The organism is Lentibacillus sp. L22, from assembly GCF_040812445.1.
GTDB classification, from domain to species: domain Bacteria; phylum Bacillota; class Bacilli; order Bacillales; family Amphibacillaceae; genus Lentibacillus_C; species Lentibacillus_C daqui.
Window position 1 is genome coordinate 1 of the sequence record NZ_JBFNXI010000059.1, and the last position, 15585, is coordinate 15585.

General features: G+C 40.9%; 13 protein-coding genes, 14 tRNA genes and 1 rRNA gene. 27 read left to right on the top strand and 1 reads right to left on the bottom strand.

The window, feature by feature from the left end; all coding sequences use genetic code 11:
* Positions 1-203: 203 nt before the first annotated feature.
* The 16 genes from rrf (at position 204) to ABRT01_RS16670 (ending at position 3212) form a co-directional block, all read left to right on the top strand.
* Positions 204-319, top strand: a 5S ribosomal RNA gene (gene rrf, locus ABRT01_RS16595).
* Positions 320-332: 13 nt separating this feature from the next.
* Positions 333-407: transfer RNA gene (locus tag ABRT01_RS16600), tRNA-Asn, on the top strand.
* A gap of 1 nt (position 408) precedes the next feature.
* A tRNA-Ser gene (locus ABRT01_RS16605) sits at positions 409-500 on the top strand.
* 13 nt (positions 501-513) lie between these two features.
* Positions 514-588: transfer RNA gene (locus ABRT01_RS16610), tRNA-Glu, on the top strand.
* Positions 589-594: 6 nt separating this feature from the next.
* Positions 595-670, top strand: a tRNA-Val gene (locus tag ABRT01_RS16615).
* Between the two features lie 12 nt (positions 671-682).
* A tRNA-Met gene (locus tag ABRT01_RS16620) sits at positions 683-759 on the top strand.
* A gap of 6 nt (positions 760-765) precedes the next feature.
* Positions 766-842: transfer RNA gene (locus ABRT01_RS16625), tRNA-Asp, on the top strand.
* Between the two features lie 38 nt (positions 843-880).
* A tRNA-Phe gene (locus ABRT01_RS16630) sits at positions 881-956 on the top strand.
* A gap of 27 nt (positions 957-983) precedes the next feature.
* A tRNA-Tyr gene (locus ABRT01_RS16635) sits at positions 984-1068 on the top strand.
* A gap of 19 nt (positions 1069-1087) precedes the next feature.
* Positions 1088-1161: transfer RNA gene (locus ABRT01_RS16640), tRNA-Trp, on the top strand.
* 13 nt (positions 1162-1174) lie between these two features.
* A tRNA-His gene (locus ABRT01_RS16645) sits at positions 1175-1250 on the top strand.
* A gap of 19 nt (positions 1251-1269) precedes the next feature.
* A tRNA-Gln gene (locus ABRT01_RS16650) sits at positions 1270-1344 on the top strand.
* Positions 1345-1348: 4 nt separating this feature from the next.
* A tRNA-Gly gene (locus ABRT01_RS16655) sits at positions 1349-1423 on the top strand.
* Positions 1424-1437: 14 nt separating this feature from the next.
* Positions 1438-1511, top strand: a tRNA-Cys gene (locus ABRT01_RS16660).
* 9 nt (positions 1512-1520) lie between these two features.
* Positions 1521-1602 (top strand) — tRNA-Leu (locus ABRT01_RS16665).
* 812 nt (positions 1603-2414) lie between these two features.
* Positions 2415-3212: a class I SAM-dependent methyltransferase gene (locus ABRT01_RS16670; RefSeq protein ID WP_269410063.1), complete on the top strand. Its 798-nt coding sequence runs from the start codon at positions 2415-2417 to the stop codon at positions 3210-3212.
* Positions 3213-3257: 45 nt separating this feature from the next.
* On the opposite strand, the gene ABRT01_RS16675 is transcribed toward ABRT01_RS16670, so the two are convergent.
* A complete protein-coding gene (locus tag ABRT01_RS16675; protein WP_367748711.1) occupies positions 3258-3785 on the bottom strand; it encodes a hypothetical protein in 528 nt (175 codons plus the stop codon).
* A gap of 213 nt (positions 3786-3998) precedes the next feature.
* Between ABRT01_RS16675 and ABRT01_RS16680 the strand changes: the two genes are divergently transcribed.
* From ABRT01_RS16680 to ABRT01_RS16730, 11 genes are all read left to right on the top strand, one after another.
* Entirely contained in the window at positions 3999-4901 is a 903-nt protein-coding gene (locus ABRT01_RS16680) for an alpha/beta hydrolase (RefSeq protein WP_367748714.1), read from the top strand.
* An 86-nt stretch (positions 4902-4987) separates the two neighbouring features.
* Positions 4988-6244 carry a phthiocerol/phthiodiolone dimycocerosyl transferase family protein gene (locus ABRT01_RS16685; RefSeq protein ID WP_269410058.1) on the top strand — a complete coding sequence of 419 codons (1257 nt, stop codon included), beginning with the start codon at positions 4988-4990 and terminating at the stop codon, positions 6242-6244.
* A 110-nt stretch (positions 6245-6354) separates the two neighbouring features.
* Positions 6355-6909, top strand: a complete 555-nt coding sequence (locus ABRT01_RS16690; protein WP_367748718.1) for a DUF6320 domain-containing protein — start codon at positions 6355-6357, stop codon at positions 6907-6909.
* A 170-nt stretch (positions 6910-7079) separates the two neighbouring features.
* Positions 7080-7298, top strand: coding sequence for a WYL domain-containing protein (locus tag ABRT01_RS16695; protein WP_367748720.1), 219 nt, complete (start codon positions 7080-7082; stop codon positions 7296-7298).
* 57 nt (positions 7299-7355) lie between these two features.
* Positions 7356-8012 carry a ribonuclease H family protein gene (locus ABRT01_RS16700; protein WP_269410056.1) on the top strand — a complete coding sequence of 219 codons (657 nt, stop codon included), beginning with the start codon at positions 7356-7358 and terminating at the stop codon, positions 8010-8012.
* A 516-nt stretch (positions 8013-8528) separates the two neighbouring features.
* Entirely contained in the window at positions 8529-8843 is a 315-nt protein-coding gene (locus ABRT01_RS16705; protein WP_269410054.1) for a YhdT family protein, read from the top strand.
* Complete coding sequence (panF, locus tag ABRT01_RS16710) at positions 8840-10306, top strand: sodium/pantothenate symporter (RefSeq protein ID WP_367748725.1); 1467 nt, start codon at positions 8840-8842, stop codon at positions 10304-10306. Before ABRT01_RS16705 ends, panF begins: the two co-directional genes overlap by 4 nt.
* Before the next feature lie 247 nt (positions 10307-10553).
* Complete coding sequence (locus tag ABRT01_RS16715; RefSeq protein ID WP_269410052.1) at positions 10554-12050, top strand: amidase; 1497 nt, start codon at positions 10554-10556, stop codon at positions 12048-12050.
* Positions 12051-12149: 99 nt separating this feature from the next.
* On the top strand, positions 12150-13214 hold the full coding sequence (locus tag ABRT01_RS16720) for a tartrate dehydrogenase (RefSeq protein WP_269410051.1): 1065 nt from the start codon (positions 12150-12152) through the stop codon (positions 13212-13214).
* 5 nt (positions 13215-13219) lie between these two features.
* Positions 13220-13969 (top strand): SDR family NAD(P)-dependent oxidoreductase, encoded by a 750-nt coding sequence (locus ABRT01_RS16725; RefSeq protein WP_269410049.1) that lies wholly within the window; start codon positions 13220-13222, stop codon positions 13967-13969.
* 18 nt (positions 13970-13987) lie between these two features.
* On the top strand, positions 13988-15430 hold the full coding sequence (locus ABRT01_RS16730; RefSeq protein WP_269410048.1) for an aldehyde dehydrogenase family protein: 1443 nt from the start codon (positions 13988-13990) through the stop codon (positions 15428-15430).
* Positions 15431-15585: the final 155 nt, after the last annotated feature.

Genomic DNA, 15585 nt, shown 5'->3' on the forward strand with positions numbered 1-15585 from the left:
CACGTGGAGCTGACGGATACTAATCGATCGAGGACTTATCTATATTGTTTGATTCGTTGATACTATCTTCTCTTATTTAGTTTTTAAGGTATAAATACCTTTTACATATTTCGATGTTTTTCTCTTGACTATTTATGAAAAACATGTATAATATTGTTTGTCACTTTGTTTTTAGATGTTCACTTGGATGTATTATTCATTTGTCTGGTAGCCATAGCGGAGAGGTCACACCTGTTCCCATGCCGAACACAGCAGTTAAGCTCTCCAGCGCCGATGGTAGTTGGGGCTTTGCCCCTGCAAGAGTAGGACGCCGCCAGGCTTATTGATTCCATTCCACAGTAGCTCAGTGGTAGAGCTATCGGCTGTTAACCGATCGGTCGCAGGTTCGAATCCTGCCTGTGGAGCCATGGAGAGCTGTCCGAGTGGCCGAAGGAGCACGATTGGAAATCGTGTAGGCCGCAACCGCGGCCTCGAGGGTTCGAATCCCTCGCTCTCCGCCACTTTTAACATATTGGCCCGTTGGTCAAGTGGTTAAGACACCGCCCTTTCACGGCGGTAACACGGGTTCGAATCCCGTACGGGTCACCACTTATTGGAGGATTAGCTCAGCTGGGAGAGCACCTGCCTTACAAGCAGGGGGTCGCAGGTTCGAGCCCTGCATCCTCCACCATAAATTTCATATCGCGGGGTGGAGCAGTCTGGTAGCTCGTTGGGCTCATAACCCAAAGGTCGTAGGTTCAAATCCTGCCCCCGCAACCAAATAACGGTCTGGTAGTTCAGCTGGTTAGAATGCCTGCCTGTCACGCAGGAGGTCGCGGGTTCGAGTCCCGTCCAGACCGCCACCTAAATCAAGTGTTAATACACCTAAAAAATACATAAAGGCTCGGTAGCTCAGTCGGTAGAGCAAAGGACTGAAAATCCTTGTGTCGGCGGTTCGATTCCGTCCCGAGCCACCATCTTTATGCTTTTAATTGTGTTCATATGGAGGGGTAGCGAAGTGGCTAAACGCGGCGGACTGTAAATCCGCTCCCTCAGGGTTCGGGAGTTCGAATCTCTCCCCCTCCACCATTTCTTGTTATAAATTAATAGGGGTATAGTTTAATGGTAAAACGAAGGTCTCCAAAACCTTTGATGTGGGTTCGATTCCTACTACCCCTGCCATGTTGATACCATGGCGGTCGTGGCGAAGTGGTTAACGCACCGGATTGTGGCTCCGGCACTCGTGGGTTCGATCCCCACCGATCGCCCCATTCTTATCAATAATTTTGTTGGGCTATAGCCAAGCGGTAAGGCAGCGGGTTTTGATCCCGTCATTCCCAGGTTCGAATCCTGGTAGCCCAGCCATTTTGCGGAAGTAGTTCAGTGGTAGAACACCACCTTGCCAAGGTGGGGGTCGCGGGTTCGAATCCCGTCTTCCGCTCCATTAGTTTTAATATTGGCGGCATAGCCAAGTGGTAAGGCAGAGGTCTGCAAAACCTTTATCACCGGTTCAAATCCGGTTGCCGCCTCCAAACGCACATGCCGGTGTGGCGGAATTGGCAGACGCGCACGACTCAAAATCGTGTTCCGTAAGGAGTGTCGGTTCGATCCCGACCACCGGTATCAATACGCTGCTTGCCAATGCAGCGAAATCAACGTTTCTTACACATCGTAAGAAGCGTTTTTATTTATCTCCAATACGATTCTTAGAAAAAAATCGTGTATGTTCCTGTCATTAAACAAGAAGAAATAAAAAATGGCAAGACGTACAAACGAATTATCAATTTTAATACAACAAAAGGTGTAAAAGATATTGATTTTAAAACTACTTTTTCTTTATTTGTTGATGATTGCCAAAGGGGATTGCCTTGGTAAACCGCCGCGCTTATTAACAGATCTCTCATAAAAGGATAAATCTGTGGTTTTTTATATAAATACTTCTTTGCTGTGGAGCGGGAATTCCGTTAATATAAAATAAAATGATGTTGGCAATAGATTGGGTGATCAAATGAAATTTATCGTATTTGATTTGGAATGGAATCCCGTTTTTCGTAAAGGCAAATTATTAGGTCAAGAAATTACCGAAATTGGTGCAGTTGAAGTGAGTAGTGAGTGAGATTGATGGATTTTTAATTATAGGAAGGAAATTTCACTCTTATATCAGGCCATTCAAACCAATCTCAAAGAAGATAAAAAACTAACAAACATACAAGAAACTGACACATGGTTGTCCCCCGATTTCCCATAGCTATAAAGCGATTACATAAATGGCTGGGAAATCAATCCGTTGTTTTTTGCGCAATGGTGTTAATCTATTTAGTGATGATGCAATGTAATGGATAAACATAGAGTATTTTCGCCTTTAGTAAATCTCAAAATGAGAATTAGAACATTAAAGAACTTCTTTTTTGTTTATGGGAGGAGGGCAGAATTCAATGAAGGATTATGGGAAAGATTTGTTTAAAGGAACATCTTGGTATTATTCGCGTTATAGACCAATTTATCCATCATCGCTTATTAGGTTTTTAATCACTAAATTCTCTTTAAACGGCAAAGGTCATATGCTTGATTTGGGTTGTGGAACTAGTCAATTGGCATTCAGGTTCTCTGATTGGTTTGAAAAAATCGTTGGGATAGATACAGAGCCCGAAATGATTGAGGAATCAAAGCGTCTTAGCAAGGATGTTAGAGTGGAAAATATGGAATGGTTTATTGGCGATATTGATTGTTACAAAAGAAATTTCGATAATACTTTTAGTTTTGTAACAATTGCAAAAGCGTTCCACTGGATGGACAGAGAAAAGGTTCTTGATATTTTATATGATATGATTAGTTTTGGTGGAGGAATAGCAATCATCGATAGTTATACTCCAAATAAAGAGCCCTTACTCTGGCAAAGGAAAGTTGAGGAAGTTGTTAAACAATGGTATGGAAATGAAAGAAGGGCAGGTAACACTACTTACACCCATCCTATAGTTAGTCATCAAGAAATTGTAGCAAATTCAAAATTTGACTTGGAAATTCATGAAATACCCGCTTATGATCATGTTTGGACATTGGATTCGATTATTGGCAATCTTTATTCAACTTCCTATGGTAGTAAACAATTTTTAGGGGCAAACTCCAAATTATTTGAAGAGCATTTAAAAGAAGAATTATTGAAGCTTGATAATTCCGGTATTTTTAAAGAACAAATAGATATTTCAGTTAAAATAGCAATAAAAAATAACTAATTCGACTCTTAGTTATCCTTAGTTATTTTTTAATGCATTATATGATTAAATTTGTAAAAGGATATATATCAAAAAAGGAACAATAACTCCGGAGACAATATCAAGCATGCTTCCACCTTTTAGATCGTGAATCCCCGTGGCGTGGTATAGGGAGCTTCTTTCATAGGCATCGATCTTATCACGAATGACAAGGCCTTTAATTTTGGTACCAAGTTGGGAAGCAATACCTTTAATAATGGATATTGAATCTTCAAAGCCTGGTTTGTGCAGAATATTATTTGGTAAAATAAGCATTACGCGTTCCATCGTATTTAACGGATGATGGATATTTGCTATGAGCGAACGTTGGTAGGTATGTTCAAGGAAATTATCAATCACTTTCCCGAAAACCTTTTGATTACCTTCAATTACGCCATCCCATCCCGCTATGATGGTTGTGATTCGTTCTTCTGTAGCCGCACGCTCTACTCCCCATCCAATATTTTGATCTACCCGTGTCAGTAATTTAACAGAGACATCTGCGCCTGATGCATATACGACGGAATGTCCAAGCATTCTTTCTGCCTGTGTCACTTCATTGCTTGCCTGCTTTAAATCCTTCTGAACCACTGTTAATGGGTATAGTGGTTCTTTCTTTGGGCATAATCCAATAATTTAGCATTGGATTTTACAATATACTATAATCAATTTTAAAAGTCTAGTGCAAAAAAACATTCGAAACATTGGTTTATTTGGGTGAAAATGGAGAGTGGAGACAAAAGCTAATGCAACGAGGGGGAAACCAATATGAGAAGTATTCAGAGCTGGATTGTGGAACGTTTACTCACCCGGCTGAGTAATAAAGATAGCTTTACCGATGAAAAACGCTACTCTGAATTTTTCGAGGCGAGGAAAATTAAAAATCAAAAACCTTATGTCTTACCAAAATGTATTCAGAGAAAGTTTGACATCAAAAAACAGCAGTATGATGGAATGGAATGTTATATCTTTAATCAAGAAAAAACTGCTTCAGAAAAATCAATACTTTATTTACATGGAGGAGGATATATCAAACAACCATCGGTATACCATTGGAATTTTCTTGGGAAAGTAATGAACGAAACCAATGCTAAAATATACGTTCCAATTTATCCGAAAGCACCCAATCATCAATATAAAGAGTCTTTTGATAAAGTCCTTCCCTTATATGAATGGATTTTAGGGATATCAGATAAGGAAAATATTATCTTGATGGGTGACTCTGCTGGAGGAGGATTTGCATTAGCGTTAGCACAATTGTTCTTGGAAAAGGGGTTACCACAACCCAGACATATCATTTTACTTTCACCTTGGCTTGATATTACTATGAATAATCCAGATGCTTATGCATTAGAACATAAAGACCCAATGTTGGGGATTTATGGTTTGATTCAAATGGGGAAGGCGTATGCAGGAGACACTGACCGAAATAATTATTTACTCAGTCCAATCAATGGAAAGATGAATGGATTGGGGGAAATTACGTTATTCGTAGGGACACATGAAGTTTTTTTACCTGATGCTAGAAAGTTCAGAGATATGGTTGTATCACATGGAGTTAAAATTAATTACTTTGAATACCCGAAAATGAATCATATCTTTATGATTTACCCTATTCCAGAGGCAAAAAAGGCGACAAAGGAAATTGTGAATATCATAAATGGTATGTAAAAGTTGCGATATATTTATGAATTGGAAGCAAATATAAGGTAAAATAGGGTACAAGCAAATTTAGCACGTATTGAGGTGTTCAACAGATGGATGAATGGTACAAACTTGATAACGCAGGGAAAATGTTTCACGCCGTATCGGAACAAACAAATTCTTCGGTCTTCCGGATCGCTGCAGTTATGAAGAAAACAGTACAGCCGGAGAAACTGCAACTAGCGCTGGACGATGTTCTTAAACGCCTTCCTATGTTTGCAGTGAAGCTTCGTAAAGGTGTTTTCTGGGACTTTCTTGTGGAGAATAACGAAAAGCTTTTTGTTCAGCCTGAAAGCCAATATCCATGTGCACCAATTGATCCGTTAGAAACAAATGGATTCTTACTGCGTGCAACCTATTATAAAAAGCGCATTTCCGTGGAATTTTTCCATTCTGTGACAGACGGAACAGGAGCTTTAGAATTTATTAAAGTACTGGTTTATTACTATCTGACCCATTTAGGGGAAGATGTAAGCTATGAAAACATGCTGATCGATATTCATAATGAGCAAAGCTATTATGAAAGAGATGATAGTTATCAAAATTATGTAACGGACGAAAAAACAGAGAAATACAAAGAAGCTTCTTCCTATCAAATCCGCGGTATATCAATGGACCAAACCATTGCAGTCCATGGAAAAATGAGTGCAGAAAAGGTGCATCAACTTGCCAAGGAGCATGGAACAACGATTACCGCTTTTGTCACCGCAATTTTAATTGCAGCTATTTATAAAGAACGATTAAGATACCGGGCATATAAAGAAGAAATAAAAATTGCTGTTCCGGTCAATTTGCGAAGTCTTTTTCCGTCTAATACACTGCGCAATTTTTTTGGTGTAGTCAATATCGGCATGTCTGTCACAGAAACAACGACATTGGAAGAAATTATCGCAGAAACATCAAAACAACTGCGTGAGAAGGTACAAAAGGAAAACATGCAGCAAAGTATTAATGATCGTGTGAAATGGCAAACAAGACTGGCAGCACGATTTATTCCACTCCCGCTTAAATATCATGCCATTCGTTATGGTTACAGGAGTTTTAGTGAGCGTACCAAAGCGATGACCTTGACAAATATGGGTAAAGTACGACTTCCTGACTCAATGGAATCCCATATTGCCCATATGGAAATGGTTCTGTACCCGACAAAGAAAAGCCCAATCAACGGAGGGATGATCGCTGTGGGAGATGAACTCGTAATCACATTTGCAAGAATGATACAAGAAGCGGATATTATCCGTACTTTCTTTAGAGAACTTTCCAAGACATTTAATTTGGATATAGAAGTATACTCCAATGACAGCAGGTGAAAACAATGGAAAATTATTGTGCAAATTGCAATATCCATACAAAACAACAATATTGTCCCTTGTGCAAACACAAACTTTCCGAAAGAACAGATGAGAATGAGTATTATCCTGTGTATGAAACAAAAATAAAACGACGTCATTTTGTACAACGTCTTGTCTTATTTATTGCGATTTTCACTATTAGTACAAGCGTATTAATTAATCTGTTAACGAATCGAAATGAATTATGGTTTCTCTACGTGTTGGGGCCGGTTCTATATGGGGTATTGTTTATTAACCATACGATTCTCTCAAAAGCGCACACGGGTTCCAAAGTTATTTTCCAGGTTATTGCACTTTCCGTTATGCTCTTTATTCTGGACGCGGCTTCCGGAGGTTCGAGATGGTCGATTCATTATGTTATTCCCTTTCTCGTCACCTTGGCTACATTGTTTGTAACGATTATTGTCCTGCGAAAACCAATGAAATGGCGTGAATATATTGGCTATATGACAACGATGGTCATTCTGGGCTTTCTTCCTGTCATTCTTTTTCTAAGTTCTTGGTCTACTGTATTATGGCCAAGTGCTGCAACTGCCTTATATGCTCTGCTAACGCTGATTGGGATGATACTATTTTCGGAAAAAACGATGAAGAACGAAATTGTGCGGAGGTTCCATTTCTAATCATAAAAATATATTTGAATGAGTGGAGGAACCAGGAACACGGTGTTGCATCGTCCTTTATCCAATACACAAATACATCTTGGTAATGGCGTGAAGTAAAAACTTTCCTGCATATTTCCGGGTGTTTCGTGATATAATAGAACAAACGTTTCGGTTAGAAGGTGCATATCATGAATCATTTGCTGTCAGATTCCATAAAATCCAAACAGAAAATCATGATCTTTTATATGGACAGTGACAATCACGTAACACAACGGATCATACGGGTGATTCGTATGGAAGAGAACACGATCATCGCTTTTTGTTATTGGCGCAAAAGGGTACGGACCTTTAGGCTAGATCACATTTTGGCGGTTGAACCTGTTAGAAAAAGGTCTGCGGTATCCTAAGGCGGCAACATGTCCAAACTGTGGTTTAGAAATAATAATGGTAATGGAGGGTTTGCAATGGATGTGCGGATCGAATTAACCTATCAATCGCCCAAAGGTACAACGACAAGGTTCATTTCGGATGAGATGCACGCCAAGAAAGCGTTGATGCTGGCGGAGGATTTGGAAAAGACAGGCCGGGCAGAAGCATTAACGTTTGTCGATGGGTCTGATCATACATGGTCAATGAAAGAATTAAAAAAATATATGGAAGAGATTCAAACGGAAGCACACGATATTACTGTTTATTTTGATGGCGGGTTTGATTTGGAAACCAAGAAGTCAGGTCTGGGTTGTGCGATTTATTATAGCAAAAATGGAAAGTCCTATCGGCTGCGTAAAAATACGACTGCGATGGAACTCGATTCGAATAATGAAGCAGAATATGCCGCGTTGAATTTGAGTTTACAGGAACTGGAACTTATGGATGTGCATCATTTGCCGGTTACATTCATTGGGGATTCCAATGTGGTAATCAACCAAATGAACGATGAATGGCCATGTTATGAACCGGGATTGGCAAAGTGGATGGATCGAATTGAAACGAAGCTCGAAAAAATCGGGGTGAGGCCTGAATATGAATTGGTTTCGCGGAAAAGAAATCGTGAGGCGGATCAGCTGGCATCGCAGGCATTGAAAGGTGTTGAGATAACGAGTACGATTGAATTGAATTAGAGTGAGCAGTAGCGATGAATTGGCCGTGTGTTTGTTTTTGTTGCTTCCAATAGTTTCTTTATAAATATATTTCTACATTTTTTTCTCCTGCCCAATCTATCGTGTCTAAGGAATGCATGTTGAGCTTTACAATATGTAAAGGCACAACGTACGGTTACCATGGTCGGGGATTGGGCTAATAACCCACGTTTCAGCTATCCTATTTTTCCTACCAAACAGGGGGTTGGGCGGCATTCCTTATTTGTGTTGTTAATAACCGCACGTTAAATTATTTGTCTAATCGAACCCTTCTGTTAATTCCTATTTACAAATGAATGTTAAATTGCTAGGATATATATCATGTACTACATCATACATAGTATGTAAATGCTTTAAATACATGTATATCTTTAGAAAGATGGATGTTACAATTACCGGTTGTGAAACGCAGTTGGTGATGGCTTCAAAAGATTGGGATACGTTTGATCAATGAAAAACCCCAAGGCAAATTTAAATCTGTGAAGGGAGATTGCGAGAATGAAAGATAACGTTAAACGAGAACAGATATCAGATGATCCTCGGTATAAAATTGCTAACCGTGAAGCCTTGATTGGGATTGGAATCGCTATAGCAAATTTCCTATGGTGGTTTGGTTTCGCATACGGTTTTGGCTCAAAAGATGTTGACAAGTATCATTATGTTTTTGGATTTCCCGCTTGGTTTTTTTATAGTTGCATTCTTGGATTTATTGTCTTTACGATCCTTGTCATTATCATTGTAAAGTTCTTTTACAAGGATATTCCGCTTGATGCAGAATATGAAGATGACACCAAAGGAGGATCCCCGAAATGAACTGGGAAGTTATTATAATATTGATTTTATATCTAATTGCGATGTTTTTGATAGGGGTTTTTTCGTCCAAATGGGTGAGAAAATCCTCTGATTTCACAAATGAATATTTTCTTGGTGGCAGACAACTCGGAGGGTTTGTTCTTGCAATGACTATGTTTGCTACCTATGCAAGCGCCAGCAGCTTTCTCGGCGGACCAGGAGCAGCCTACACATTTGGATTGGCTTGGGTGTTACTAAGTATGACGCAATTGGTGACCGGTTATTTCACCTTATCGATTCTTGGCAAAAAATTTGCAATCATGGCAAGAAAGATAAATGCGGTTACATTAGTTGACTTTTTAAAAGAGAGATATCGTAATAAGTGGGTTGTTATTTTGTCCGCTATTTGTATCGTAGTTTTCTTGTTTGCTCTTATGGCCGCCCAGTGGGTTGGTGGAGGACATCTGATGGAGTCTGTCATGGGTATTCCTTACGTATCTGGATTATTTGTTTTTGGTATGGTCCTTGTTATCTATACAGTCATCGGAGGATTTCGCGCCGTCGTTATAACGGACACTATCCAGGGTGTAATTATGCTGATAGGTTCCTCCATTCTAGTGGTAGCTGCCGTTATTGCCGGTGGAGGGATTAACAATATTATGTCGGGTTTGATTTCCGAAAATCCGAATTTGGTTTCACCATTTGGGAGCGATCAATCGTTATCACCAGCCTATGTTTCATCGTATTGGGTATTAGTGGGTGTGGGAGTTGTAGGGTTACCGCAAATAGCTGTCAGAGCCATCTCATATAGAAGTTCCAAGTCCATGCATAGCGCGATCATGATCGGTACGTTTGCTGTCGGCTTTGTTATGCTTGTTTTGACATTAACAGGAGTATTTGCTCGTGTCATTATGCCGGAGGTTAGTGTTGCCGATAATACGTTACCATTGCTTGCACTAGAGTTGTTGCCTCCATGGCTTGTTGGGATTGTTTTAGCTGGCCCGTTGGCAGCCATTATGTCAACCGTTAGTTCAGTTTTGCTAGTTGCAAGTTCTTCCATTATTAAAGATATATATTTAAATTATGTGAAGCCTGATGCAACCAGTAAAACAGTGCAAAGATTAAGCTATGGTGTTACCACGATTATTGGCGTAATTGTTTTCTTTATGGCCATTAAGCCACCGAGCCTGTTAATTTGGCTCAACCTGTTTGCCATGGGGGGCTTGGAAGCCGCTTTTATCTGGCCAATTGTCATGGGATTATACTGGAAGACGGGGAATAGTGTTGGAGCATTATCTTCCATTTTAACAGGGGTGATTGCCTTTATTTGTTTTAATACTTTTATTTCAAATCCATTCGGCTTACACCCGGTTGTTATATCGGTAATCTTATCTTTCCTCGCTTATGTTTTCGGCAGTTTATTTACAAAAAAACGGTTTGCCGCCCAGCGGTCGGAAATTGTTACAAAGTTTTGGAGTGCTTGACTGAAGGTCACTCAATTAAACTGGAGTATCGGATAGTTATGAAATAATTCCTGGACCGGGGGGATGTTTTACACGGATTCAATATTAATTCACGGTGCAATATTGATTGGAACTGTTGTAGCAGGGATCATTATGCTTGGCATGCATATGAGCCAAGTAGTGCTGGGTAACCCTCCGTACGCCTTTTTTGAAACGGAAATTAACAGAATCCAGTCAAACCGCACAAACATGAAGGAGTGACGTTTTTATGAATTTAGCAATGAACTGGAATGAATGGTCCAACTATGATGCTATTGGTCTTGCGGAATTGATACAAAAGGGTGAGGTCACCCCAAAAGAGTTGGCAAACCAGGTTATAAAAGGGGTTGAAGCCTTAAACCCTGAAATCAATGGCGTTATTGAAATCTTTCATGATGTAGCGGACGATCCTATGATGGATGGAATGAACCCTGACGGCATCTTTGCGGGGGTACCATTTTTCATGAAGGATCTCGGTCCTACACTTAAAGGACGCTTACAGGAAATGGGCTCTCTGCTTATGCAGGGAAACCGTTCCACGGCTGATAGCTTTCTGACAAAACAAATTCGCAAAGCTGGTCTCAACGTTATTGGACGGACGACAACACCTGAGTTTGGCCTTTGCAGTTCAGCGGAGAATCCGGATGTTTATATTACCAGAAATCCTTGGGATCTTGATTATACAACTTGTGGCTCCTCTGCCGGGACCGCAGCCTCAATTGCAGCTGGTATTATTCCAATCTCTCATGCAAGTGATGGTGGTGGATCGATCCGAATTCCAGCTGGTGTAAACGGCAATATCGGATTGAAACCATCGCGAGGTGTTTTTTCGGGAGCCCCTAATAGTTCAGATCTGATGAATATCGTTTCTGCGCAGGGATGCCATACCCGTAGTATACGTGATACTGCTGCCTTTGTTGATCATTGCAGGGGAGGGGCACCCGGCGAATTTATGCCTTATTGGACACCAAAAGAGCCATACTCCGAGCTGATAAAACGGAATCCAGGAAGGCTTCGAATCGCCGTTTCACATAAGTGGGGGGATTATAAAGCGACCCCGGAAATTGTTTCTGAGTTAAAGAAGGCGGCTGACTTTCTCGAGCAACTAGGCCATGATGTAGAATGGGTTGTTCCGGACCTTGATCTCCATGCCTCTTATGAAGCACAGACAGCAGCCTATATTATGAAGTTTGCACAAACAATTTCTGATATCCTCCGACAAAAAAATCTTGAAGCTCCTCCGGCAGATCTCGTTGAACCGATGTGTATTAAAGTCTGGGAAGAAGGCCGTTTTGCCTCCTATGCGGACCGTGTAAAAATGCAGACGAAGTTTAACGAAATTTCCCGTAAGATGGGATTATTCTTTGAGGATTGGGATGTGATCCTTACGCCGACAATGGCCAAGCCTACACCATTGGTTGGAACGATGGAGTATCTGACTATTAGTGATAACCCTTCCGTTTATGATTGGTTTGAAAATTTGTGGAGCATTTTTTCCTATACACCAATTGCCAATATTTGCGGACTACCGGGAATTTCCCTGCCAATGGCTGAACTTGGAAATGAATTACCCTTGGGCATGCATATGCTTGCGCCTCAGGGGGAGGATGGTTTGCTTTTGCAACTCGGTGCTCAGATAGAGCGTGAATTGGATGGAAAGTGGAATCATGGACGCAAGCCTGCTAATCATGTAACAAATATAGGATCAAGACTGGAATCTAATTAAAATTAAAGGGACAGGATTGGAAAGAACATTATTTACGGCTTTACCATTAACAAATATGGTGGATATTTTGGACACAGTGAAAAAAAGGATGAGTTTCCAATGAAATATAAGATTTCGATTTTACCAGGAGACGGAATCGGACCCGAAGTGATGAGGGAATCGATAAAAATATTAAAAGTGTTATCTGATATGGATCCAACATTTAATTATGAAACAACAGAATTTAATTGGAATACGGACTATTACCTGAAACACGGTTTAATGATGCCCGAAACGGGTCTTGAACAATTAAAAGCATTTGACGGTATTCTATTTGGGGCGGTTGGGGATTCCCGTGTCCCGGAGCATATTCCTATCTGGGATTTAATTATGCCAATCCGAAAAAGCTTTCAGCAATATATCAATTTCAGGCCGATAAAATTGCTAAAAGGATTGGAAACGCCATTAAAACAAAATAAAAAAATTGACTTTGTTATCATCCGGGAAAATGCGGAAGGAGAATATTCTGCGGCTGGCGGAAAGATGTATCAGGGAGAGCCCCGGGAACTTGCGATACAAAATACAATCATGACCAGGGAAGGTATTTCAAGGGTAGCAACATTTGCTTTTCAGTATGCAAGGGATCACCATCTGCGAAAAGTAACCAATGCAACTAAATCAAATGCCATCATTCATACGATGACATTATGGGATAAGGTTGTTGAAGAAGCAGCAGATAGATTTAAGGATATTGATTATGAAAAATACTATGTGGATGCGATTGCTGCCTTGTTTGTGGAACGTCCCGAAGATTTTCAGCTGATTCTGGCTTCCAATCTGTTTGGTGACATATTGTCTGACCTCGGATCTGCCCTCGCAGGCGGGTTGGGTCTGGCTCCATCAGCAAACATTAACCCTACCGGTGAGTTTCCGTCCATGTTTGAACCGGTACATGGATCTGCTCCTACTATTGCTGGGAAAGGGATCGCAAATCCAATTGCGCAAATCTGGTCGTTAGCATTAATGCTCCAGCATTTCGGGCGATCTGACCTGCATCATAAGATTCTCTCGTCCATAGAAGATGTGTTGGAAGAAAATAAAACACGAACACCAGATATTGGAGGAAATGCAACTACAGCGCAAGTTGGGGATGCGATTGTAAACAAACTTCAAAAAAGGATGTGATTTGCATGACATTTGAAAACAAAACCATTATTGTTACTGGGGCAGGCGGTGGCATGGGTAAAGCAGTCGTTGAGGTATTGCTGAATGATGGGGCAAATGTTGTCGGTTGTGATTTGTCGATTGAAAGCCTGTCAGGGTACGAAAATAACGATAACTTTGTGGCACATCAAGGTGATCTATTGGATGAAACTACCGTAAAAGATATATTTGCTGCGGCAGAAAAGAAATTTGGCAGCATTGAAGGCTTAGTGAACGTTGCTGGAATTGCGCAAAGCTCGACACCGATCGAACAGGTGAGTTTAACTGATTTTCACAAAATGATGGATATCAATATGACCATGACGTTTTTAACCTGCCGGGAAGCCAGCAAATATATGAAGCCAAACAAAAGGGGCGCGATTGTGAACGTTGGGTCAGTATCAACGACCAGACCAAGGCCGGGACTGCAGTCATATGTTGCCTCAAAAGGTGCAGTGGAGTCATTTTCGAAATCATTGGCCTTAGAACTTGCACCAGACAAGATCAATGTGAATGTATTGCACCCTGGACCGTGTGACACGAACATGTTAGGCCAATTCGCCGGGGCAGGAGCGGATGTCATTGAAATGAAGGAAACCGTATTCAGACAAAGTGTGCCGTTGGGGGAATTGCTGACACCGATTGATATCGCGCATTCTGTGAAATTTTTATTATCTGATGAAGCGCGCATGGTGACAGGCAGTGTGTTTCATGTGGACGGCGGTCGAAATATTTAACAGTATGGAGGCGAGGTAATGAAAACGTTAAGGATGTATATCGATGGTAAATGGAAGGATAGTGTCAATCAAAAACATATTGAGGTGCGTGATCCATCAACCGGAACGATCACATCAACTATTCCACGCGGCGATGCGGAAGATGTGGATACAACGGTAATGGCAGCGAAACGTGCTTTTGAAAGCGGTTTATGGCGAAGTGTTAAACCACATGAGCGTGGCAATCTGTTATATCAAATAGCTGCAAAAATAAAAGAAGACCGGGATGAACTGGCACAGCTGGAAACCATGGATGTTGGCAAACCATTGACACAGGGTTATGCAGATATTGATGCGGCCATTCGCTATTTCGAATTCTATGCCGGAGCAGCAGATAAAGTAATGGGTGATACGATTCCAATTGAGGACGGACTAATCGATTATGTTGTTCGGGAACCTGTTGGGGTTACTGCTCATATCGTTCCGTGGAATTACCCGATCCAAATATTATCGCGAAGTGTTGCCGCAGCTATCGCAATGGGCAATACTGTAGTTGTTAAGAGCGCTGAAGATACACCAAATACAGCCAATAAAATCGCAGAATACGTTGATCAGTTAGATATTCCAAGTGGTGTCTTTAATCATATTACGGGATATGGTCACGAAGCAGGTGCGTCTCTGGCAGCTCATCCTTATGTCAACCACGTGACGTTCACAGGATCCGTGAAAACGGGGATTTCCGTTGGCCAGGCAGCAACTGCGAATGTTGTCCCTGTTACATTGGAGCTGGGAGGCAAGTCGCCAAATATTGTCTTTTCTGATTGTGACATCGATAAAACGGTTGACGGGGTTGTCAAAGCAATTATTCAAAATACCGGACAAACCTGTTCAGCGGGGTCACGGTTGTTGGTTGAGGAATCTTTTAAAGAGACGTTTTTACAGAAAATTGTTGATAGATTTAAAGAGTTGACCATAGGGCCTGGAAAAGGGAATTATGATGTCGGACCCATATTAAATGAGCAACAATTTAATCGGATAATGGCTTATCTGGAGCTTGCCAAAACAGAAGGCACCGTTCTAACAGGTGGATCCCGGGTTCACATCGACCATTGTGAAGGGGCTTTTTACATTGAACCGACAATTATTGATCAATTGTCATCAGATAGTAAACTGGCCCAGGAAGAAATATTTGGCCCGGTATTGACGGTGTTTACATTTAAAGATGAAGAGGAAGCCTTAAGTCTGGCAAATAGTACGGAATATGGTTTAGTAACCGGCATTTGGACACAAGATATAAGTCGCGCTCATTATCTTGCCAGCCGGATACATTCGGGGCAGGTATTCATTAATAATTATGGTGCTGGCGGTGGCATCCAAATGCCGTTTGGCGGTTATAAAAAAAGCGGATTCGGCAGGGAGAAGGGCTGGATCGCTTTGTACAATTATACGCAGGTGAAGAATGTGGCAATTCGGTATGGGTAAAATAGCCAAAAAGGCTTGGAGATATCTCCAAGCCTTTTTATACAATAGGAAACCGAACAAAAAATATTGTAAATTTGTTTGCAAAAGTAATAGGTACTGTCAATAAGTTTGTGTAAATTAATAGAGTATCCTCGGAATTGGGATTTGTTTTCTGA